The following is an 18,698-nucleotide window of genomic DNA, read 5'->3' on the forward strand; positions in this document are numbered from 1 at the left end:
TTAATCTTTTGGTCAAGTGTACATGTCTTCGATCAGATGCCCGTGTTTCTTTTCGACCAGTCCGCGCTTCAGCTTCATCGTGGCTGTAAGCTCGTCGTCTTCAGCGGTCAGCAGGACGTCAATCAGACGGAAATCCTTGATCTGCTCGACCCGCGCAAACTCTGCATTCACAGCGGCAATTTCTGAACTGATCAACTGCCTGATTTCCGGTGCTGCGCATAGCGAGGCGAAATTCGAGAAGGGGATTTTATGGCCCTGCGCGTATTTTTCGACATTTTCCTGATCAATCATAATCAGTGCCGTCAGAAATTTACGCCTGTCCCCGATGAGGATTGCGTCCGCGACATAGTGACTGAACTTAAGGCGGCTTTCGATCTCGGCTGGGGTGACGTTCTTACCCCCCGCGGTGATAATGATATCCTTCAGGCGGCCCGTGATGGTGACATAGCCATCCTCATCTATTGACCCCATATCCCCGGTACGCAGCCAGCCATCGGCGGTGAAGGTTTCTGCCGTCTTCGCGTTGTTGCGCCAGTATCCCTGAAAAATGTTCAGGCCCTTCAGTTGGATTTCACCATCGTCCGAGATGCGGATGTCGCACCCTTCGACGGCTTTGCCTATGGTTCCGATCTTATTGCTGTCTGTGGTGTTGAGCGTGGCAAGGCCCGAAGTTTCGGTCATCCCGAACCCTTCCACCAACGGCACGCCGATGGACCAGTACCATTTCAGCAGATCAGTCGAGATTGGGGCGGCACCTGTTCCGCCTCGTCGCAGTTTATCCAGACCCAGCATCCGGCGCAGGTTTTTCAAAACCAGCTGATCCCAGAACCAGAATCTGGTGGCGACGCCGGATGGAACTGGTTGGCCTGCGCTCAGATATCCGGCACGGCGCGCACCAGCTTTCAATGCCAAACCGAATGCCAGCCGCCCCAAAGGCGTGGCTTCCTGTGTTAGGATCTGGACATGTGAGTAGATCTTTTCCCAAACCCTTGGCACCGCTGTGAAGGTTGTCGGCGAAACCTCCTGAAGGTTTGCAAAAACAGTTTCAGGGCTTTCGGCAAAATTGACAGTGCAGCGGGCCGCCAAAGGAAAATAGACCGAGACATTACGTTCCAGAATGTGACACAGAGGCAGGAGACACAGCTGTTCATCGCTGGGCAGCGCTGGCAGCGCCCGTGCCGCGGATTCGATGGCCGCCAGAATATTTTCATGGCTAAGCATTGCGCCTTTCGGCTGACCCGTTGTTCCCGACGTATAGACCAGCAAGGCAGTGTCCTGCGGTTTGGCCAATGCAATTTCCGCTTCGAAGCGCCCGGGCTCGGCCAGTTCTGCCTTTTGGCCCAAGGCGAACAGCTCGTCGATCATCATGCAGCGCGGATGGTTCAGGTCATGCAATCCTTCGTCCTCAAGGATGATTACCTTGATCAGATCGGGAACCTCGGTCTCAATTCCCAGAAACTTGTCCAGATGTTCTTCGTCCTCGACAATCAGAAACCGGCTGCCGCTGTCGTTGATCAGATACTGCAACTGACTGGCGGAATCCGTGGTGTAGACGCCGGAAGCGATACCGCCAACACCCTGAATACCCATGTCGAGCCAAGCCCATTCCTTGCGATCTTCGGACAGGATTGAAACCACATCGCCGCGTTCCAGTCCCAGCTTGCGCAAGGCCAGCCCGATCCATTTGGCATGCTGCCAGTAATCGGCCCAGGAATAGGATTTCCAGATACCCAGGTCTTTTTCGCGATGCGCCGTTCGGCTGCCCAGTTCGGCACATCGGCTTTGGAACAACTCGGCAATGGTGATGCAGCCATCAACTCGTACCGGTCGCTGACCCGTTGTTGCGTTGAACTGAACGCCGTTTATCACGACCTGAGGGGGTAGGGGCGTGGCGTCCATCCGTTTTACCTCCACGTCTTTTTCCGCTTCCAGCGGCGGCTTTCGCGCGCGCCTTCTTCCTGTTTTCCAAGATAAAAGCTTTGGATATCGTCGGATCGCAAAAGCGCGTCCGCGGCCCCGTCCATGACGATGCGACCCACCTCCATGACATAGCCGTGATGCGCCAGTTCCAGCGCCGCATTGGCATTCTGTTCAACCAGCAACATCGTCATATTCTGCTCTTCGTTCAAGCGCTTGAGAATGCCGAAGATCTCTTGCACCAGCAGAGGGGACAGGCCCAAAGACGGCTCATCCAGCAACATGATACGAGGTCTGGCCATCAATCCGCGCCCTATGGCCAGCATCTGTTGCTGCCCACCCGAAAGGGTTCCGGCCTCTTGCGACCGACGGCTTTTCAGAACCGGAAAATAACGAAAAACCAGCTCACGATCCTGTTCGATCTGGTCTTTGTCTTTGCGGGTGTAGGCGCCGAGGCTTAGGTTTTCATCAACCGTTAACAGAGGAAACACTTCGCGCCCTTCCGGGATGTGGACCACCCCGCGCTGGACAACCTTGTGCGGCTCCCAGCCCTGGATGTCACCGCCGTCAAAGGTAATCGTTCCCTTTTCCGGGTCCATCACTCCAGATATGGTTTTCATCAAAGTGGTTTTGCCTGCGCCGTTTGCGCCAAGGATCGACACGATTTTTCCTTCGTGCACATCCAGAGAAACGCCCCGAATGGCCATGATCGGACCGTAGAAACTTTCGATATTGCGAACTTGCAAGATCGGAGCGTTCATGAGGCTTTCCCCAGATATGCCTCGATCACGGCCGGATGCGATTGCACGTCTGCAGGTGGCCCGAGGGCCAGCTTTGCCCCATCTGCCATGGCCAGGACCCGGTCGGACACGCCTGATACCAATCCCATGTCGTGTTCGACCATCAGCACGGTAATTCCCATTTGCCGCCGGATATCGTCGATCCACCAGCGCATATCGGTCGTCTCTTCCACCGACAGCCCCGACGCCGGTTCATCCAGCAACAGTAGCTTGGGATCAGTCGCCAGGGCACGTGCCACTTCGACCACTTTGCGCACGCCGTAAGGCAGCCCTGAAATCATCTTGTCGCGATAAGCCTGCAGGTCGAGGAAATCGATGATTTTTTCAACTTTTTCCCGGTTCTCCAGCTCTTGCCGTCGAACTGCAGGGGTGAACAAAAGTTCTGAAATCAGGTTCGTAGTCCGATGCCTGTGTCGTCCGACCAAAAGGTTTTGCAGGACAGTTGCGTGTTCGAAGAGCTCGATGTTCTGGAAGGTTCTCGCCACACCAAAGGCCGCCACGCCAGACGGTTTGACCTGAAGCAGATCGTGACCATCAAACCTAATCGACCCTGAAAACGGTTCGTAAAAGCGCGAGATCAGGTTGAAGACCGTCGATTTGCCCGCGCCATTCGGCCCGACTATGGCAAAAACTTCGCCCTTCTGAACCTCGAAGGACAAATTGTCCACGGCCGTCAGACCACCAAATTTCAGGGTAACGTTTTCAAATTCCAGCAAGCTCATCTCAGACGCTCCGTCTTGAGATAGGATTTCTGCCGTTTGAACATGTCCTTGCGATAGAAGGGAAACAGTTCGAACCAGGTGCGGATTTTCAGCCAGCGGCCATAGATGCCCATGGGTTCGAAAAGGATGAAGCCGATCAGGATCATGCCAAAGATGCCGAACTCCAGCCCCGGAATGGCAACGGTGTTTCCGCCGATGATCGCGCCGACATATTCCTTTGAAATCGATAGAAACTGCGGCAAGAACCCGATGACAATCGCGCCCAGAAACGCGCCATGGATCGAGCCCAGCCCGCCAATAACAATCATCATCAGCAATTGGATCGAGATCAGGACGCTGAAGGTTTCATTGTTAAACGCACCAGCAAACAGACCCATCAACGCGCCGGCCCAACCTGTAACCGCACAGGACAGGGCGAATGAAATCATCTTTGTTCGCGCGATATCTATACCCATCGCCTGCGCCGAAACCTCGGAGTCGCGCACGGCGATGAAGCTGCGACCCAATGGGGCCCGCAGCAGGTTTATATATCCCAACGTGACCAGAACGGTGACGAACAGAACCAGCCAGTAAAAAAGATCAGGCGTCCCCCAGCGATCAACCGTAAGGCCAAAGATCTCGACCCCGCCGATATATTTACCCGCGACACCACCAGTGATCGGCTCGGACAGAACGATGATGTCATCCATCAGGATGGACAGCGCCATGGTAAAGATCGCCAGGTAGATACCGTGAAGCCGCAGGGCAGGGACCGCGACGGTAACACCCGCGATCCCGGTCAGAATTCCGGCCAGCGGAAACGCGACTAGAAAAGGAACGCCTGCCTCAATCAGGGCCACGTTGGCGTAACAGCCAAAGGCCAGAAAGGCCGCATGGCCCAGGCTGACTTGCCCTGTATGTCCGGTCAGGATCATCAGACCCAGACCGGCGATGGCCCAGATCAGAACGTTTGTCAGTTCACCCAGATAGAAATCGTCCAGTGCGAAAGGCGCGGCCGCTACGACAAACAGTAGAAGCAGATAAAGGCGCAGCTGGAACCCGTCTTTCCAGGGGCGGATATCCTGTATGTAGTCGGTTTTGAAAACGATCCGCATGGCTCAGACCTTCTTGACCCGGACCTGACTGAACAGCCCGTTTGGCCGGAAGATCAGGACGGCAAGCAGCAAAGCGTATGGTGCGACCTGGCTGTAACCTGCCGCAATGTACCGGCTGGCGAAGGGTTCGATAATGCCGACAATCAGCCCTCCGGCCAATGCACCCGGCAAACTGCCGAACCCGCCGATAACGGCGGCGGCAAACGCCTTGATGCCCAGCAATCCTGTTGTCGGATCCACAGCCCCTTTTGCAGCAAAGAGAATTCCGGCAATTCCTGCAACGCCTCCGGCCAAAGCCCAGACCCATCCCTGAACACGCCTGACGGGAATGCCCATGTAATAAGCTGCCAGCTGGTTTTGCGAGGCGCCCTGCATCGCCAGACCCAGCTTGGTGCGGCTGAAGAAAACATAGAGTGCCCATGTCAGCAGCACCGTAACAACGATTATCGCGACATCCTCCATCCCCAGTACAAGACCGCCCATGCGCACTTCTTTGCCCGCAAGCGGGTTTTGCAGCGTTTGCGGCTCGTGCCCCCAGATCAGACCGGCAATGAAACGGATCACAAAGCCCAAAGCAATGGTCAGTATGACAACGGCGGTCTGGCTTTCACCGAACAAGCGGCGAATGATCAGGCGATCCAGAAGAAAACCAAGCGCGCCCATGATTCCCAATGATACCGGCAGAGCGAGCCAGAACGGCAACCCCATGTGTTCGGTATTTGTCAGGCCGATGGTCACAAATGCGCCCAGCATCATGATATCGCCCTGCGCAAAGTTCACCGCTTCGGTAGCCTTGTAGATCAGTACAAAGCCAAGCGCGATCAGGCCGTAGACACACCCGTTCGCCAGCCCGCTAATCAGCAGCTGCGCGTTATCCACACTGTCCTCCCTCCACCGGTTTTCCAGCGTCTTCGTCCGCCCGCGTGTATCCTCCGGTAACGCAGGTGAGTTCTACTATGGGGTGATAATCACCTTTCCGTCACTCTTTTTCAGCGCATCGGCAAGATTCGACACAAGATTTTCGAGTGTAAGATGTTCGGAAACATCCGTTTTCCAGCGACCATCGGCAAAGCGGGCCTGAACTTCGGCCACAACCCGCATCTGGTCAGCGGGCGGCGTCGACATCATCCAGTGCGTCAGCCAGAAACCTTCGATCCGTTTGCCCATGAAGATCAGCTGGCCGGTCTGAGAAAGCGTTGGCGCTTCGGTCGAAAGTTTGCCGTAGCTGACCCAGCGCGCCCGGTTGGGCATGGTGCAGAACAGTTTCTCGGACAGTTGATCCGTCAACGCATCAAGGAAGACCCGAGGTTTCAGCGTGGCGCTTATCGCGGCAAACTTCTCGACGATTTCAGGATCGGACGTCACAAGCACTTCGGCTGCTCCAAGACTTTTCAGCATATCGACTGTCTCGGCCCGGCGCACCAGCGCGATGGGTTTCAACCCCAGATCACGCCCGAGGCTGCACATCAGTTTTCCCAGTTGACTGGACGCTGCGGATATCACAAATGCATCGCCGTCTTCCCTTGCCATATCCACCATCGCCATCGCGGTGAGAGGGTTGACGATTTGCGCGGCCCCGTCATCATCTGAAATATCCGGACGCAAGGGAATACACATTTGCATCTGCGTCACGATGTATTCCGCCCAGGCACCGGAACCTGCGGCCACGAAAGCGACACGCTGTCCCTTCAGCGCCTCGGCACCTTTTCCGGTTGCAACGACGTCGCCACAGCCTTCGAAACCGGCCGCGGCACCTTTGACGCGCGGCTGACCGTATTCACCCTTGATGAAGTGGAGGTCGGATGGATTGACCGACGACGCGCGCAGGCGGATCAAAACCTGACCGGGGCCGGGATTGGGAACGGGCAGCTCTGCTGCTTCAAGCCAGTCTGCTGCATCCTCGATAACCGGTCCGGTCGAAGTGGCCGAGTACCCGCCGTGTTTCAGGATGGCAGCTTTCATTGTTTGGGGCAGGTCAGTCATGGGATCATCCTCAAGATGGCTTGTTCAATGCGCACACCCCCTTAAACAGGAGATTGCCAACGGGCGACCTCGGGGTGAGGATGTGTTGTCGGGGCAGCCAATCAAAAGCCGAACACTGGGTCAATTCAGAGAAACGATAACGTAAGGGCACGACTGGAAAATTGGCGTGCGGGGTAGGGGCCGGAAACTGGCAACCGGCCCCTTCTTTGTTACTGCTGCGTCAACAGCGCGGTCAGTTCCTGAATCTTCAAGGCGATGGTTTCAGGCGACTCTTTAATGTCATTTACAATCTTGATCGCCTGTTCTTTCAGATCCGTGGCCAATGTGCTGTCCTGAATCGAGCTCATGATACCTTCATAGTCGAAATTGGTGGGGTCCAGCTTGCCTTCCTGAATCCAGGAGCTCAGCAATTCCTGTCCCTGACCCGCCAGCGCCGCCACCTGATCACCGGCTTGCTGTGCTGCCTCGGATGCTTGTTCCGCAACAGACGAAGCTGCCTCACTGGCTTGGTCGGCAACCGACGATGCGGCTTCCTGCGCCTGTTCGGTCAAGGATGAAGCTGCCTCGCTGGACTGTTCTGTTGCACCTTCCAGCGCATCAGACGCAGCTTCCTGAGCGGTTGACGCGGCATCAGCCACTGCATCGCCCGCCTCCTGCGTTGCGGATTGCACTTGTTCAGCCGGGGTTTGTTCGGACTGGTTGAGATAGTAGTAACCACCAACACCGACAGCGGCGATGATGAGGAGGATGAGAATACGCGACATGTGTGTCTCCTTTGGAAAATGTGTCGCCGGGATGCGTTAAATGTAGCGGATATACAAAGGGGAATTCCTGTGAATTCTCAGCAGAATACAGGTTTGGGCCGTGCTACGCTGATTGCACCAGATTTCACGGCAAGAACACGCCGGGTGACCCAGGCCACTATAGTTTCTTACAGCGGACCACTTGCAATTTGTTGAGAACCCAAATCAGACCGGAAGACGTTTTCTGACGGCCTTCGATATTGGGAATGTGGCGGAGAGACAGGGATTCGAACCCTGGGTGGGCTTGCACCCACAACGGTTTTCGAGACCGCCCCGTTCGACCACTCCGGCACCTCTCCGCGGGGGTCTGTGAGGGGGGGATTTAGTCAGGAACGAACGGGGGCGCAAGCAGAAAATTCCGGAAATCGTGATTGCCGGGATTTTCCGTTGCCTGCCAGCGCAAAACACCTACTCTGAAAGGTATGACACAGTTTGCACGCCGCATCGCCTTTTGGTTTCTCGCCTCGTTTCTGGCACTCGTTCTGGTTCCTCCTGAGCTTTCCGCAGCGAACCGGGATCGGATTGAGGCTTTTCTGATCACAACGGGCTTTGACGTAGCTCTTGAAAGCATCGCCCTGAGTTCACGGTCCGCGCCGCAGATGTTGGGTGTCGACCCCGAGGGGTTCGGTTCGGACTGGTCTCGTTTGACGGACGAGGTTTTTGAAGTCGGTGCAATGCACGACACCGCGGTGTCCATTTTGGAGCAGACCCTAAGCGACGAGGCCCTTTTACACGCGGTGGAGTTTTACGCGTCTGATCTGGGGCAGCGTCTGGTCGAGGCCGAAAATGCCTCACACATGCAAGAAGACGATGACGTCAAGCAATTGGCAGGCCAAAGGATCATCTCTGACCTGATCAAAAGCGGATCGAAACGGGTCGAAAGTTTTAAACGCATGAACACGGCGATCGATTCCACAGGTACGGCGTTGCGTGCCTTGCAGGAAATTCAGGTGCGCTTCCTGCTGGCGGCCAGCGCATCGGGCGTCATCGAGTTGCAGCTGAACGGAGATGAACTGCGTGAATTGATCAAGCGAAATGAACCGGCAATGCGTCAGTCACTGCAACTTTCTAATCTGGCGGGTGCGGCCTACACCTATCAGGATTTTTCCGACGCTGATGTGGATACTTATGTTGACGCGCTGGAACAGCCGCTGATGCAGGAAGTCTACGAGCTGTTGAACGCCATCCAATATGAGATCATGGCCATGAGGTTCGAGGTTCTGGCGGCGCGGATGGCCGAATTGCACCCGGCACAGGACATTTGATGCAGCGCGCTATTCTGGCATTTGTGGTCGCCTTGTGTTGGGCACTGCCGCTTTATGCCGATGGAAAAGTCGATCGATTGGCAAAAGCCATGCGTCTGACACAGGTGATGGAAATCCTTGTTCACGAGGGGCAGGGCCACCGCGAGACTCTTGACGATACTTTTTTGGACAACAAGGGCGGCGCTTTTTTCGAGTCGCAGGTCAATCGTATCTACGATCCACTTTGGATGCGGCAACACATGACGAACGCCTTCAAAGATGGTTTGTCCGATGTTCAGCTTGATCAGGCCATCTTGTTTTTTGAAAGCGATCTTGGCCAGACCATCGTAACACTGGAAAACTCGGCCCGGCGCGCCCTGTCGGATCAGGCAATCGAAGACATGGCCCGAGAAGCCTACAAATCCGCAGAACGCAGCACCGCTCAGTTTGCTTTGGTCAAGGAATATATCGAGGCAAATGACCTGATCGAAAAGAATGTTCAGGGGGCATTGACGTCTGACTACAGCTTCTTTCAGGGACTTGATATTGATGCGCGGACCGATGATCAGGAACTGCTGGCAGAGCTTTTGTTGCAGAAAGACAGCCGGGCCGAGGACACCGAAGAGTGGCTTTTCTCGTTTCTTCTTATGGCCTACCGCCCGTTGGACGAGGCTCAGATGCGCGAAAATATCGCGTTTTCCAGAACCGAGACGGGACAGGCCCTGAATGACGCCGTGTTTGACGGCTTTGATCGCATGTTCAATGATATTTCCTATCGCCTGGGGCAGGCGGTTGCACAGGCGCTGAGGGCGTCCGATCTTTGACACCGCTTTGGTGTTGACTTTTACCTGTAATCTATGGATAAGCGCGCATCCCGGCCGGTTTTCCGCGCCGGGTATCGTTATTATTTGGCCCTCATGACGTTGTCAGGGGCCATTCACACAGCCCGAAAAGGGCGCGCTGTTCGAGGTGGCTTTCAAGTTTCTTGGGGCCAAAACACCCAACCGGGGACCACAGAACGCGGGTTAGAAAAGGAAAGACGCATGTTTGCGGTCCTCAAGACTGGCGGCAAGCAGTACAAGGTTCAGGCGGGCGATATCCTCCGCGTTGAAAAACTGGCTGCCGACGCAGGTGAAAAAGTTCAATTCAACGATGTTCTGATGCTGGGCGGTGACGCTCCGGTCGTTGGCGCACCTTTCGTTGCAGGCGCAGGCGTTCAGGCCGAAGTGATCGAACAGATCAAAGGTGACAAGGTCATCAAGTTCGTCAAACGCCGTCGTAAGCACAGCTCGAAGCGTACCGTTGGCCACCGTCAGAAACTGACACTGGTCAAAATCACCGACATTCTTGCGTCGGGCGCCGACAAATCGGGCATCAAAGCTGCAACCGGTTCCGCTCCGGCTGGCGAGGCGGCACCCGCTGCAAAGCCTGCCAAGAAAGCCGAAGCCAAGGCTGAAGCACCCGCTGCTGCCGCTGCTGACGATCTGACCCAACTGAACGGTGTCGGCCCTGCCGCCGCCAAGAAGCTGGTTGAGGCCGGTATCGAGAGCTTTGCCGCTCTGGCCGCCTTGTCGGATGAGCAGATTGCTGCTATCGAAACGGTCAAAGTGAAACCCGAATGGGTTGAGCAAGCCAAAGAATTGGCTAAAGGCTAAGGAGAGAGAGAATGGCACATAAAAAAGCTGGCGGTTCCTCCCGTAACGGTCGCGACTCAGCTGGTCGTCGCCTTGGCGTAAAACTGTATGGTGGCCAGGCCGCTATCGCAGGCAACATCATCGTGCGTCAGCGCGGCACCAAGTTCTGGCCGGGTGAAGGCGTAGGCATTGGCAAAGATCACACCATCTTTGCAACTGTCGATGGCGCCGTGAAGTTCCACAAGGGACTTAAAAACCGCACCTTTATTTCGGTCCTGCCAGTGGCGGAGGCCGCAGAGTAAGCCGAGACCCAGAAGGTTTAAGAAAAATTCATGGGGGACCGGCACAAAGTGCCGGTCCCCTTTCTCGTTTTAACGCAGTCGTGATCGAAAGAACCAATGACAGTCGCAACCACCAGTTTCCTGATATTTGCCGCCTCTCAGGTTGGCACGCCAGGGCCGGCCAACATGGTCCTGCTGGGAACGGGTGCGCGCTATGGGTTTCGCGCCGCATTGCCTTTTGTGGCCGGTGTCGTGCTTGGTAAGCAGCTGATTATCTGGCCCGTGGGCTTTGGTCTGCTGGAACTGGCGGAACAGGTTCCGACGGTCTTTGCGGCGCTGAAATATGCTTCGGCTGCATATATTTGCTGGCTGGCGTGGAAGATCGCGAATTTGCGACTGTCGCGCGAAACTGCGGTTGGTGATGTTCCGGGATTCTGGGCAGGGTTGATCGTGCATCCGCTGAATCCAAAAGCCTGGGCCATGATTGTTGCAGGTTTTACGGGCTTTGTCGCGGCGGGGACGTCCAGCTTTGACGCAACGCTCACGATCGCTCTTAGTTTGTTGATCTGCCAGATTGTTTTGCACCCGATCTGGACTTTTGCGGGGGATAGAATCGCGCATGCGGTTGAAGGTCGCCCGGCGGAAAAATATCTGATGTGGACGTTGGCGGGTCTTACGGTCGCGTCCGTACTATTCGTGTTGTTCGGAGGAGGAACACACCAATGAAGCTTGAGACAATAATAAATCAGCCGGTCATTGAAACCGAGCGTTTCGACCTGCGCCCCCTGCGCCGGTCAGATATGGGCCTTATCGAGCATTATGCAGGTGATGAGCGCGTGGCGCGGATGACCACCAGTATTGCACATCCACTGGCCCCCGGTTCGATCGAAGCCTTTGTAACCCGTTCGATGGCTGACAACCGGGACGAGGACGTCTGGGTCATGGATGCCACCAAGGACGGTGGCCCGGAACTGATCGGTGTGATTTCGCTGAAACGGCTCGATCGGAATCAGTCTGAAGTCGGCTATTGGGTCGCGCCGATCTATTGGAACACGGGCATTGCCTCGATGGCTGTGGAAGCGCTTGTTAACGCCAACCCGCTGGAAAACGCGACGATGTTTGCCAGTGTGTTTCAGGATAATCCGGCCTCGGCCCGGGTCCTGACCCATTGCGGGTTCCAGTATCTGGGCGATGCGGAAAGCTATTCGGTGGCGCGCGATGCGAATGTGCCCACCTGGACATACAGTAAAAAACTCTGACTTGTGGCCGATGGGGCCTTTGCAGTAGGGGACACACATGAAATTTCTCGATCTCGCAAAGGTCTACATCCGGTCCGGGGCCGGCGGTAGCGGCTGCGTCAGCTTCAGACGCGAAAAGTTTATCGAATACGGCGGCCCCGATGGCGGGGACGGCGGCAAAGGCGGGTCTGTCTGGGCCGAAGTTGTGGATGGGCTGAACACCCTGATCGACTTCCGCTATCAGCAACACTTCTTCGCCAAAAACGGGCAACCGGGCCGGGGGCAGCAACGCACCGGCAAGGATGGGGACGATATCGTTCTGCGTGTTCCGGTTGGGACTGAAATCCTGGACGAAGACGAAGAAACCGTCATCTGCGACCTGACCGAAGTCGGGCAACGCGTTCTGCTGGCCAAGGGCGGCAATGGCGGCTTTGGCAACCTGCATTTCAAATCTGCCACCAATCAGGCCCCGCGCCGCGCCAATTCGGGGCAGGCGGGGATTGACCGCACAATCTGGCTGCGGCTCAAGCTGATCGCCGATGTGGGTCTTTTGGGTATGCCGAATGCAGGCAAGTCGACCTTTCTGGCGGCCACGTCGAATGCGCGGCCCAAGATTGCCGACTATCCGTTTACCACGCTGCACCCCAATCTTGGCGTTGTCGGCGTGGACAACGTCGAATTTGTTGTGGCCGATATCCCGGGCCTGATCGAAGGCGCTCATGAAGGCCGTGGCATTGGTGACCGTTTTCTGGGTCACGTGGAACGCTGTGCCGTGTTGTTGCATCTGGTCGACGGCACCTCTGCGACGGTCGCCGATGATTACCGCACGATCATTCACGAGCTAGAAGCCTATGGCGGTGAACTGGCTGAGAAGCCCCGGATCACTGTTTTGAACAAGATCGACGCGCTCGATGACGAAGAACGTGCCCATGCCGTCGCAGAGCTTGAGGAGGCCGTGGGCGGCCCCGTCATGACCATGTCCGGTGTGGCACATCTGGGTGTAACCGAAGTTCTGCGGGCGCTGCGCAGCCAGATTGACGACAACCGTGTGCGTCAGAAACCCGCTGAGGAGGCACAGCCTTGGCAACCCTGACCTCGGCACGCCGTTTGGTGGTAAAAATCGGGTCGGCTTTGCTGGTTGATCGCGACACCGGCCTGCTGCGGTCTGACTGGCTGCTGTCGTTGGCGCAGGATGTTTCCTGGCTCAAGGGGCAGGGGAAAGATGTAATCCTTGTTTCGTCCGGTTCGATTGCACTGGGTCGCGGCGTTCTGGGCCTGCCGATGGCGGCACTGCCCTTGGAACAGTCACAGGCAGCTGCTGCGGTTGGGCAAATCCGGCTTGCACGCGCTTATGAAGAAGCGTTGGCACCCCATGGGATCACCACGGCGCAGGTTCTGGTGACGCTTGAAGACAGCGAAGATCGCCGCAGGTATCTGAACTCACGCGCAACCTTGGAAACTCTGCTTGGGTTGGGCGTCGTTCCGATCGTCAATGAAAACGACACGGTTGCAACGGACGAAATCCGGTATGGCGACAATGACCGTCTGGCCGCGCAAATCGCCGTGACAGTAGGGGCCGACCAACTGATTCTGCTGTCGGATGTGGATGGCTTCTATTCGGGCAATCCTAAGGAAGACACTTCGGCGAAGCGCTTCGAGACAATCGACAGGATCACACCCGAGATTGAAGCCATGGCCGGTGATGCGGGCTCGGGCCTGTCGAAAGGCGGGATGAAGACAAAACTATTGGCGGCCAAGATGGCAACCGCGGGCGGTTGCGCCATGGCGATTACCGAAGGGTCGGTTCTGAACCCTCTGAAAACGCTCGAAAACGGTGCCAATTCCACATGGTTTACCGCGACATTGGATCCACATGCAGCCCGCAAACGCTGGATTTCGGCGATGAAACCTCGGGGTGAAATTACCGTGGACGAGGGGGCGGCCAAGGCACTGGCCAATGGCAAAAGCCTGCTCCCTGCCGGGATTGTGGAAGTGACCGGAGATTTCGGTCGTGGCGATCCTGTCGCCGTCCTTGATCTGGAATCCCGCCGTCTGGCTCAGGGGATCAGCCGGTATACGGCGCAGGAAGCCGATGCGATCAAGGGGCGTAAGTCTTCTGAGATTGAAGCGACGCTGGGCTATCCCGGTCGCGCAGCCCTGATCCACCGGGACGACCTGGCCCTTTAACCTTCAATAAGATGATCTGAAAGGCACGCGATATGAAAGACTTCAACAGCATTCCTGCTCTGATGGAAGATCTTGGGAAACGTGCCAAAGCCGCTTCGCGTGAACTGGCTTTCGCAACAGCTGAACGAAAGCACGCGGCGCTGATTGCAGCCGCAGATGCGGTTTGGGCCAATCGGGCACGGATCATCGAAGCCAATCAAAAAGATCTGGAATTCGGCCGCGACAAGGGACTGAGCTCCGCAATGATGGATCGCCTGATGCTTGATGAGGCGCGTGTTCAGGGCATGGTGGACGGACTGAGAACCGTCGCGGAGCAGGCCGACCCGGTGGGTGAGGTTCTGTCTGAGTGGAATATGCCCACGGGCCTTAACATCCAGCGCGTCCGGACACCGTTGGGGGTTATTGGCGTGATCTACGAAAGCCGACCCAACGTGACTGCGGATGCCGGGGCGCTGTGCCTGAAATCGGGCAATGCGGTAATCCTGCGTGGCGGATCCGAAAGCTTTCATTCCTCAACCGCGATCCATGCCTGTCTGGTCGAAGGGCTGAAGGCCGCGAACCTGCCTGAAGACGCCATTCAACTTGTGCCCACACGCGACCGCGCCGCGGTGCAGGAGCTGCTGACGCTGACCGACTATGTCGACGTCATCGTTCCACGCGGAGGCAAGGGACTGGTGGGCCTTGTACAACGAGAGGCCCGTGTGCCGGTCTTTGCCCATCTCGAAGGCATCGTGCACATTTACATCGACAAGGCTGCTGATCCGCAGAAAACGCTGGAAGTGGTACTGAATGCCAAGACTCGCCGCACTGGTATTTGCGGAGCCGCTGAATGCTTGCTGGTTCATCAGGATATCGCCGACACACTGGGGCGTGACGTGGTTGCGGCACTGGTCCAGTCAGGCGTCGAGGTTCACGCCGACGGTGTCCTCGCTGGGGAGGGTACAGTTGCTGCTACGGCGGAAGACTGGGGAAAAGAGTTCCTCGACAGCGTGATCGCGGCGAAGCCCGTTGCCGATATTGATGCCGCGATTGCTCATATTCAGCAATACGGCTCGAACCACACCGATTGCATCATGACCGAGAAAGACACGGCTGCGGCCCGTTTCTTTGAGCGTCTGGACAGCGCAATCCTGATGCACAATGCCTCGACTCAGTTTGCGGATGGTGGCGAGTTTGGCATGGGGGCAGAAATCGGAATCGCGACGGGCAAGATGCACGCGCGCGGACCGGTTGGGGCGGCGCAATTGACCAGTTTCAAATATCTCGTGCGCGGGAACGGAACGATCCGGGCTTAAAACCGAAGTGACACGCGGGTTGCCGAGGTTTCAACGGCAATCCGCCGGCCCATCGCAGCTGCCGTTTCAGGCAACAACGCGAACTGAACGTGCGCGGGCGTGATCTTGGTGGGAAACCGACCTGTCACGACGTTCTTCCAAAGATCACTATCGACATTCAACCGGTCTGCAACCCCGGTCACTATCCAATTGTTGCCCTGATTGACGATCTCGACTGCGCCGCCCAGCGGCATGGCACTTTCGCAGCACATAAGCGCCAGAAAGGCCAGTTTGACCTGATTACGCGGCACAGGCCCGGTCAGGTTCCAGTTGACCCGTATCCGCCCGGCACGCTCGATATCTTTCAGCAGTTCGGTTACTTCGGTCCGACCAAGCGGCTGATCACTGGCCGAGCCAAAGGCAACGCGGAAAAAGCGTATACGTGCCCCGGCACTTCCGACACTGCCCGAGATCAGTTCCATCTCGGGGCCCTGTACGGCGCCCACCATATCCAACAGCTCAAGCCCGTTGGTGATCGCGCCGATCGGGCTGATCAGATCATGGCAAATCCGCGAACCGATCAATTCGGCCAGGTTGACGTTGCTCTCGCCCATGCGTACCTCCGACTGTATCTGCCGCACGTCCCGGAGGCCCCTATGACAGACATGAATGCTATACTTGCACCGGGCATGTTTGTCCGCCACCCGGATTTTCCCGAATGGGGCGTCGGACAGGTTCAGTCCAACATTGCAGGCAAGATCACCGTGAACTTTCGCGAGCAGGGAAAAGTGGTGATCGACGGAACGCGCATCGCCCTGATGCCGGTCTTTGATCTGTGAAAGTGGTTTAGGAAAGGTTAACAACGCTGACCGAAGCGGGGCTTGTTGCCTTTGGCTGAAAAACTGCGGTATCAGCAGCCAAAAGAACACGGATCACCCCATATGCCGGATACTGGCCCTTCTTTCACCGTAAAACTGGCCGAGACCGAAGCCGACCTGCAAGCAGCTCAACGCCTGCGCTATGACGTCTTCGTGCGTGAGTTGGGGGGCGGCGGAGAGATGGTTGATCACGATGCTGGCCTCGAGAAAGACCGTTTCGACCCGTATTTCGATCATATGTTGGCCTATGATGATCACACCGGCGAAATTATTGGCGTCTACAGGATGTTACCGGGCGAACGTGCTGCGGAACTGGGACAATTCTATTCCGAAGATGAATATGACCTGACCGTTCTCAAGAACAGTGGGCGCAAACTGCTGGAGTTGGGACGGTCGTGCCTGCACCCCGACTACCGTGGGGGTACGGCAATGTACCACCTGTGGAACGGTTTGGCCGCTTATGTAGCGGAACGTGACATTGAGGTGCTGTTCGGCGTTGCGAGTTTTCACGGAACAGACGTGGCCACATTGGCGCAGCCCTTGTCGATGCTTCACCACAACCATCTGGCTCCGCCAGAGTTGCGCGTACGGGCGCAGCCCGATGTTTTTCAGTCGATGGACCTTGTGAAACCAGAGGCTTTGGACCGCCGCGCCGCCATGGTTCAGGTGCCAGCATTGATCAAAGCCTACCTTCGCTTGGGTGGTTTCGTGGGCGAGGGCGCCTTTATCGACCACACCTTCAACACAACGGATGTGTGCCTGATCCTCGACACGACGCGCATGAATGAACGGCAGCGTCGAATTTATGGCGGGGCGTGACGCTGTGAACGACCCGCTCTGGAATAGTGAAGACGCGCCCGATCCGATCGAGCTGGGCGTTACCGGATGGGTTCTGGTCATTCTGCGCGGAGTCCCGCTGGCGGCCCTTGTCTTTGGTGGCCTGATCATCCTTCTGGCCGTTCGCCTGATCGAGTATCCGATTTTCGGCGTCCGGCGACCTGTGACGCCGTTCATCACACAGTTTGTCTGCCGCAACGCGTTTCGAATTCTTGGCATCGGGTTCCGCACATCAGGCGCGCTGATGAAAGAGAGGGGGGCGGTGGTGGCAAACCACACGTCCTGGCTGGATATCTTTGCTCTGAACGCGCGCAAGCGGGTCTATTTTGTCTCCAAGGCAGAAGTTGCCAAATGGCCCGGTATCGGCTGGCTGGCCCGTGCGACCGGGACGCTGTTCATCGAACGGGATCGCAAGAAAGCCAAGGAACAAACCAAGCTGTTTGAAACCCGCCTGAAAGTGGGTCACAAACTGTTGTTTTTCCCCGAAGGCACCTCAACCGACGGGCTTCGCATTTTACCTTTCAAAACAACGCTTTTCGCCGCGTTCTTTGCAGATGAGTTGCGTGATTTCATGTATATCCAACCCGTTTCTGTGGTGTTTCACGCGCCCAAAGGCCAGCCAGAACGCTTTTATGGCTGGTGGGGGGATATGGAGTTCGGGCCGCATTTGCTGAAGACCCTTGGCGCACGTCGGCAAGGAACTGTTGAACTAATATATCATGCGCCAGCGCGGGTCAGCGACTTTGAAAACCGCAAGGCTCTGGCCGCCCATTGTGAAGACGCCGTCAGGCATGCGCACGCATTGGCGCAGCTTGAAAAATAGGGGCGATTGGCCCTTGCGTAGCGCGCAAACCTGCCTTATACGCGCGCCATTCAAACCCGCAGGCGGGGTTTGGCCTTTTTGAGGGAGACATCCTCATCAAGACCGCCGGTTGGAGCGTCCGCTTCTTTCACCCCCGCCCAGGCGTAAACCGGAAAAGGAAAATTGCATGGCTCTTCCCGAGTTCACCATGCGTCAGCTGCTGGAAGCTGGCGTTCACTTTGGTCACCAGACACAGCGTTGGAACCCCCGCATGGGCCCGTTCATCTACGGCTCGCGCAATGGCATCCACATCATGGACCTGACCCAGACCGTTCCGATGCTGGATCAGGCTCTGCAGGCTGTTCGTGACACCGTCGCAAAAGGTGGCCGCATTCTGTTCGTTGGTACTAAGCGCCAGGCAGCTGGCCCGATCGCTGAAGCGGCTGAAAAGTCGGCTCAGTACTACATGAACCACCGCTGGCTGGGCGGCACGCTGACCAACTGGAAAACCGTTTCCCAGTCGATCAACCGTCTGAACCAGATCGACGAAGCCATGGAATCGGGCGCAGAAGGCCTGACCAAGAAAGAGCGTCTGGGCATGGAACGTGACCAAGGCAAACTTCAGGCGTCGCTGGGTGGTATCCGCGAAATGGGCGGCGTTCCGGACCTGCTGTTCGTCATCGACGTCAAGAAAGAAGCACTGGCCATCGCAGAAGCCAACAAACTGGGTATCCCGGTTGTGGCTGTAGTCGACACCAACTGCTCGCCCGATGGCGTTGACTACATCATTCCCGGCAACGACGACGCGGCACGCGCAATCGCTCTGTACTGTGATCTGGCCGCACGCGCCGCTCTGGACGGTATGACCGCGCAGATGGGCGCAGCAGGCGTTGATCTGGGCGCATTCGAAGAAGCTCCGGTTGAAGAAGCTCTTGCGGAAGAAGCCGCAGAAGCCCCTGCCGAAGCGTAAGCTGCCCGTCACGTAAATGACATATGGGGCAGGG

The 18,698-nt window shown here is 56.8% G+C and carries 21 protein-coding genes and 1 tRNA gene; 13 read left to right on the plus strand and 9 right to left on the minus strand.

Features of this window, described 5'->3' with window-relative positions:
- Positions 1–12: 12 nt before the first annotated feature.
- From ACR3E2_RS04635 to ACR3E2_RS04670, 8 genes are all read right to left on the minus strand, one after another.
- Positions 13–1,899 (minus strand): AMP-dependent synthetase/ligase, encoded by a 1,887-nt coding sequence (locus ACR3E2_RS04635; protein ID WP_480480987.1) that lies wholly within the window; start codon positions 1,897–1,899, stop codon positions 13–15.
- A 5-nt stretch (positions 1,900–1,904) separates the two neighbouring features.
- On the minus strand, positions 1,905–2,678 hold the full coding sequence (locus ACR3E2_RS04640; RefSeq protein WP_480480985.1) for an ABC transporter ATP-binding protein: 774 nt from the start codon (positions 2,676–2,678) through the stop codon (positions 1,905–1,907).
- Entirely contained in the window at positions 2,675–3,439 is a 765-nt protein-coding gene (locus tag ACR3E2_RS04645) for an ABC transporter ATP-binding protein (RefSeq protein ID WP_480480983.1), read from the minus strand. The genes ACR3E2_RS04640 and ACR3E2_RS04645 overlap by 4 nt, the downstream gene beginning before the upstream one ends.
- Entirely contained in the window at positions 3,436–4,533 is a 1,098-nt protein-coding gene (locus ACR3E2_RS04650) for a branched-chain amino acid ABC transporter permease (RefSeq protein ID WP_480480981.1), read from the minus strand. Before ACR3E2_RS04650 ends, ACR3E2_RS04645 begins: the two co-directional genes overlap by 4 nt.
- A 3-nt stretch (positions 4,534–4,536) precedes the next feature.
- Positions 4,537–5,412, minus strand: a complete 876-nt coding sequence (locus tag ACR3E2_RS04655; protein WP_480480979.1) for a branched-chain amino acid ABC transporter permease — start codon at positions 5,410–5,412, stop codon at positions 4,537–4,539.
- Positions 5,413–5,487: 75 nt separating this feature from the next.
- Positions 5,488–6,516 carry an alcohol dehydrogenase catalytic domain-containing protein gene (locus ACR3E2_RS04660; RefSeq protein WP_480480977.1) on the minus strand — a complete coding sequence of 343 codons (1,029 nt, stop codon included), beginning with the start codon at positions 6,514–6,516 and terminating at the stop codon, positions 5,488–5,490.
- A 209-nt stretch (positions 6,517–6,725) separates the two neighbouring features.
- Positions 6,726–7,280: a hypothetical protein gene (locus ACR3E2_RS04665; protein ID WP_480480975.1), complete on the minus strand. Its 555-nt coding sequence runs from the start codon at positions 7,278–7,280 to the stop codon at positions 6,726–6,728.
- Between the two features lie 248 nt (positions 7,281–7,528).
- Positions 7,529–7,618 (minus strand) — tRNA-Ser (locus ACR3E2_RS04670).
- Positions 7,619–7,741: 123 nt separating this feature from the next.
- Between ACR3E2_RS04670 and ACR3E2_RS04675 the strand changes: the two genes are divergently transcribed.
- The 9 genes from ACR3E2_RS04675 to ACR3E2_RS04715 all read left to right on the plus strand — a co-directional run bounded on the left by ACR3E2_RS04675 (position 7,742) and on the right by ACR3E2_RS04715 (position 15,198).
- On the plus strand, positions 7,742–8,584 hold the full coding sequence (locus ACR3E2_RS04675; RefSeq protein WP_480480973.1) for a DUF2059 domain-containing protein: 843 nt from the start codon (positions 7,742–7,744) through the stop codon (positions 8,582–8,584).
- On the plus strand, positions 8,584–9,387 hold the full coding sequence (locus tag ACR3E2_RS04680; protein WP_480480971.1) for a DUF2059 domain-containing protein: 804 nt from the start codon (positions 8,584–8,586) through the stop codon (positions 9,385–9,387). The genes ACR3E2_RS04675 and ACR3E2_RS04680 overlap by 1 nt, the downstream gene beginning before the upstream one ends.
- 219 nt (positions 9,388–9,606) lie before the next feature.
- Complete coding sequence (locus tag ACR3E2_RS04685; RefSeq protein ID WP_480480969.1) at positions 9,607–10,218, plus strand: 50S ribosomal protein L21; 612 nt, start codon at positions 9,607–9,609, stop codon at positions 10,216–10,218.
- 11 nt (positions 10,219–10,229) lie between these two features.
- Positions 10,230–10,499 (plus strand): 50S ribosomal protein L27, encoded by a 270-nt coding sequence (gene rpmA / locus ACR3E2_RS04690; protein WP_050602452.1) that lies wholly within the window; start codon positions 10,230–10,232, stop codon positions 10,497–10,499.
- Between the two features lie 96 nt (positions 10,500–10,595).
- A complete protein-coding gene (locus ACR3E2_RS04695) occupies positions 10,596–11,204 on the plus strand; it encodes a LysE family translocator (RefSeq protein ID WP_480480966.1) in 609 nt (202 codons plus the stop codon).
- A complete protein-coding gene (locus ACR3E2_RS04700) occupies positions 11,201–11,737 on the plus strand; it encodes a GNAT family N-acetyltransferase (protein ID WP_480472732.1) in 537 nt (178 codons plus the stop codon). The genes ACR3E2_RS04695 and ACR3E2_RS04700 overlap by 4 nt, the downstream gene beginning before the upstream one ends.
- A gap of 37 nt (positions 11,738–11,774) precedes the next feature.
- On the plus strand, positions 11,775–12,809 hold the full coding sequence (obgE, locus tag ACR3E2_RS04705) for a GTPase ObgE (protein ID WP_480480964.1): 1,035 nt from the start codon (positions 11,775–11,777) through the stop codon (positions 12,807–12,809).
- Positions 12,797–13,903, plus strand: coding sequence for a glutamate 5-kinase (proB, locus tag ACR3E2_RS04710; protein ID WP_209503945.1), 1,107 nt, complete (start codon positions 12,797–12,799; stop codon positions 13,901–13,903). The genes obgE and proB overlap by 13 nt, the downstream gene beginning before the upstream one ends.
- A 32-nt stretch (positions 13,904–13,935) precedes the next feature.
- A complete protein-coding gene (locus ACR3E2_RS04715) occupies positions 13,936–15,198 on the plus strand; it encodes a glutamate-5-semialdehyde dehydrogenase (RefSeq protein WP_480480962.1) in 1,263 nt (420 codons plus the stop codon).
- On the opposite strand, the gene ACR3E2_RS04720 is transcribed toward ACR3E2_RS04715, so the two are convergent.
- The gene (locus ACR3E2_RS04720) at positions 15,195–15,791 is read right to left on the minus strand and encodes a histidine phosphotransferase family protein (protein WP_480480960.1); all 597 of its coding nucleotides are present in this window, start codon (positions 15,789–15,791) and stop codon (positions 15,195–15,197) included. The two genes, ACR3E2_RS04715 and ACR3E2_RS04720, sit on opposite strands and share 4 nt — an antisense overlap.
- A gap of 42 nt (positions 15,792–15,833) precedes the next feature.
- Here ACR3E2_RS04720 and ACR3E2_RS04725 point away from each other — a divergent pair, with 42 nt between their 5' ends.
- The 4 genes from ACR3E2_RS04725 to rpsB all read left to right on the plus strand — a co-directional run bounded on the left by ACR3E2_RS04725 (position 15,834) and on the right by rpsB (position 18,664).
- The gene (locus ACR3E2_RS04725; RefSeq protein ID WP_267364751.1) at positions 15,834–16,016 is read left to right on the plus strand and encodes a DUF3553 domain-containing protein; all 183 of its coding nucleotides are present in this window, start codon (positions 15,834–15,836) and stop codon (positions 16,014–16,016) included.
- A gap of 102 nt (positions 16,017–16,118) precedes the next feature.
- Complete coding sequence (gene olsB, locus ACR3E2_RS04730) at positions 16,119–16,874, plus strand: L-ornithine N(alpha)-acyltransferase (protein ID WP_480480957.1); 756 nt, start codon at positions 16,119–16,121, stop codon at positions 16,872–16,874.
- The gene (gene olsA / locus ACR3E2_RS04735; protein ID WP_480480955.1) at positions 16,840–17,715 is read left to right on the plus strand and encodes a lyso-ornithine lipid O-acyltransferase; all 876 of its coding nucleotides are present in this window, start codon (positions 16,840–16,842) and stop codon (positions 17,713–17,715) included. Before olsB ends, olsA begins: the two co-directional genes overlap by 35 nt.
- 166 nt (positions 17,716–17,881) lie before the next feature.
- Positions 17,882–18,664, plus strand: coding sequence for a 30S ribosomal protein S2 (gene rpsB, locus ACR3E2_RS04740; protein ID WP_209503940.1), 783 nt, complete (start codon positions 17,882–17,884; stop codon positions 18,662–18,664).
- The last annotated feature ends 34 nt before the right edge of the window (positions 18,665–18,698 follow it).

The organism is Ruegeria sp. AL7, assembly GCF_056536105.1.

Excerpts from the sequence above, each read along its gene's own strand:
- ACR3E2_RS04675 (WP_480480973.1), top strand. The coding sequence starts at position 7,742 with ATGACACAGTTTGCACGCCGCATCGCCTTTTGGTTTCTCGCCTCGTTT.
- ACR3E2_RS04695 (WP_480480966.1), top strand. The coding sequence starts at position 10,596 with ATGACAGTCGCAACCACCAGTTTCCTGATATTTGCCGCCTCTCAGGTT.
- ACR3E2_RS04720 (WP_480480960.1), bottom strand. The coding sequence starts at position 15,791 with ATGGGCGAGAGCAACGTCAACCTGGCCGAATTGATCGGTTCGCGGATT.
- obgE (WP_480480964.1), top strand. The coding sequence starts at position 11,775 with ATGAAATTTCTCGATCTCGCAAAGGTCTACATCCGGTCCGGGGCCGGC.
- ACR3E2_RS04660 (WP_480480977.1), bottom strand. The coding sequence starts at position 6,516 with ATGACTGACCTGCCCCAAACAATGAAAGCTGCCATCCTGAAACACGGC.
- ACR3E2_RS04680 (WP_480480971.1), top strand. The coding sequence starts at position 8,584 with ATGCAGCGCGCTATTCTGGCATTTGTGGTCGCCTTGTGTTGGGCACTG.
- olsA (WP_480480955.1), top strand. The coding sequence starts at position 16,840 with ATGAACGGCAGCGTCGAATTTATGGCGGGGCGTGACGCTGTGAACGAC.
- ACR3E2_RS04685 (WP_480480969.1), top strand. The coding sequence starts at position 9,607 with ATGTTTGCGGTCCTCAAGACTGGCGGCAAGCAGTACAAGGTTCAGGCG.
- ACR3E2_RS04700 (WP_480472732.1), top strand. The coding sequence starts at position 11,201 with ATGAAGCTTGAGACAATAATAAATCAGCCGGTCATTGAAACCGAGCGT.
- ACR3E2_RS04650 (WP_480480981.1), bottom strand. The coding sequence starts at position 4,533 with ATGCGGATCGTTTTCAAAACCGACTACATACAGGATATCCGCCCCTGG.
- rpmA (WP_050602452.1), top strand. The coding sequence starts at position 10,230 with ATGGCACATAAAAAAGCTGGCGGTTCCTCCCGTAACGGTCGCGACTCA.
- rpsB (WP_209503940.1), top strand. The coding sequence starts at position 17,882 with ATGGCTCTTCCCGAGTTCACCATGCGTCAGCTGCTGGAAGCTGGCGTT.
- ACR3E2_RS04715 (WP_480480962.1), top strand. The coding sequence starts at position 13,936 with ATGAAAGACTTCAACAGCATTCCTGCTCTGATGGAAGATCTTGGGAAA.
- ACR3E2_RS04640 (WP_480480985.1), bottom strand. The coding sequence starts at position 2,678 with ATGAACGCTCCGATCTTGCAAGTTCGCAATATCGAAAGTTTCTACGGT.
- ACR3E2_RS04725 (WP_267364751.1), top strand. The coding sequence starts at position 15,834 with ATGACAGACATGAATGCTATACTTGCACCGGGCATGTTTGTCCGCCAC.
- ACR3E2_RS04665 (WP_480480975.1), bottom strand. The coding sequence starts at position 7,280 with ATGTCGCGTATTCTCATCCTCCTCATCATCGCCGCTGTCGGTGTTGGT.
- ACR3E2_RS04645 (WP_480480983.1), bottom strand. The coding sequence starts at position 3,439 with ATGAGCTTGCTGGAATTTGAAAACGTTACCCTGAAATTTGGTGGTCTG.
- ACR3E2_RS04635 (WP_480480987.1), bottom strand. The coding sequence starts at position 1,899 with ATGGACGCCACGCCCCTACCCCCTCAGGTCGTGATAAACGGCGTTCAG.
- olsB (WP_480480957.1), top strand. The coding sequence starts at position 16,119 with ATGCCGGATACTGGCCCTTCTTTCACCGTAAAACTGGCCGAGACCGAA.